The sequence below is a fragment of the Henriciella sp. genome (genome assembly GCF_049649345.1).
In the GTDB taxonomy this organism is placed as follows: domain Bacteria; phylum Pseudomonadota; class Alphaproteobacteria; order Caulobacterales; family Hyphomonadaceae; genus Henriciella.
In genome coordinates this window covers 1-1,556 of the sequence record NZ_JBARZC010000250.1, presented here as the reverse complement: position 1 = coordinate 1,556, position 1,556 = coordinate 1, and the positions used below count along the sequence as shown (strand labels likewise).

The window sequence follows — 1,556 nt, the reverse complement described above, 5'->3', positions numbered from 1 at the left end:
CTCCAGACGCACGCCCTGCGCCTGCGCGCCCTCATCGGCGCCGCCCCCTTCGAAGGAGACATCCAATGATGAAGACCTTGCTATGTGCAACGCTGTTTTGCCCGGCACTGCTATCCGTTTCGGCGTGCAGCAATGACGCGCCCGTTTCGCCAGAGACCAACCATGCCGTTTCGGACGCCGACGAGCATTACGACGATCATGATGACCACGACGATCATGCCGGTCATGACGATCACGACGCTGATGAGGATCTCGACGGACATGACGACCATGACAGCCACGAGGGCGAGCACGCCGATCATGTCGAGCTGAGCGCCGAAGACGCTGCAACGGCCGGGATCAGGATTGCTTTTGCCGAAACGGGGCAGGTGTCTGGCCAGTTGGAGCTGCCGGCTGAGATCCGTTTCGATGCGGACCGTGTCGCCAGGGTCTCGCCGCAGGTTGAGGGCATTGTCGCTCAGCTGCATGCAGGCGAGGGCGATGTCGTGACTGAGGGCGCAACGCTTGCGCGGCTCAACAGCCGGGAACTGGCCGGGCTCAAGGCCGACTATCTCAATGCCTTGAGCGCCGAACGCCTGGCCCTAGCAGAGCTCGAACGAGAGGAAGAACTCTGGGAGCAGAAGATAACAGCCGAGGCCGATGTGCAGTCGGCGCGGGCGGCTTTTTCTGCCGCAGATGCGGCCCGCGAGGCGGCTGAAAACAGGCTGCACGCGGTCGGCATAGGACATGGCGTGCTGGACCGGATGGATGAAGCGGCCGATGGCGCTCTGGCGTATGCCTATGTCACCGCGCCGATGGCAGGCAAGGTGATACAGCGCGGCGTTTCGCTCGGAGAAACCGTCTCTGCTGGCGGCGAGCCGATTTTCGTTATCCTGGATGACAGCGTCGTCTGGGCCGATATCGCGGTTTACAAGGAAGACCTTGCAAGCGTGCGAAAAGGCCAGTCGGTGACCTTGCAGCGCGGCGACGGCGAGGTGCTTGCCGAGGGGAAGATATCAATCCTCCTGCCCGTCATCGATGAAACGTCCCGTACGGCAACGGCGCGGGTCATCGTCGACAATGCCGACAGCGCCCTGACGCCCGGACAGTTCCTGACCGCCCGGATCGCAACCGATCAGGCGCAGCCAGTTGTCCGGGTGCCATCTAGCGCGATTGTCAGCGTCCAGAACAGAACATCGGTCTTCGTGCCTACGGATGACGGGTTTGAACCGCGTGAGGTTCAGACTGGCGCCAGCGCGGGAGATTTCTCGGAGATCACATCCGGTCTTCAGACCGGCGACGCCTTTGTGTCCGAAGGCGCCTTCACCCTCAAAGCGCAGCTTGAAAAAGACGCGTTCGGCGACGGCCACGTCCACTAGGAGACCCGCAAGATGATCAATCTGATGCACCGCCTTGCGGGTGGACGGCTGCTTGCCGCCATTGCCGCACTCGCCCTGTCGATCGGAGGCCTGTTTGCGTTTCGCAGCCTGCCTGTCGATGCCTTTCCGGACCCGTCGCCCTCGCTCGTCCAGGTCTTCACCGAGACCGAAGGCCTCTCGCCGGAAGAGGTCGAGCGC

Annotated in this window: 2 protein-coding genes; both read left to right on the top strand. The window is 62.7% G+C overall.

Annotation, left to right across the window (positions count from 1 at the left end):
• The first annotated feature begins 65 nt into the window (after positions 1 to 65).
• Positions 66 to 1,358, top strand: a complete 1,293-nt coding sequence (locus WA989_RS06435) for an efflux RND transporter periplasmic adaptor subunit (RefSeq protein ID WP_424339681.1) — start codon at positions 66 to 68, stop codon at positions 1,356 to 1,358.
• 12 nt (positions 1,359 to 1,370) lie between these two features.
• Positions 1,371 to 1,556: efflux RND transporter permease subunit (locus WA989_RS06430; RefSeq protein ID WP_424339680.1), on the top strand; the 186-nt coding region annotated here is incomplete at its 3' end.

Bases quoted from the DNA above. Each gene is read 5' to 3' on its own strand.
- WA989_RS06435 (WP_424339681.1), top strand. From the start codon at position 66: ATGATGAAGACCTTGCTATGTGCAACGCTGTTTTGCCCGGCACTGCTA.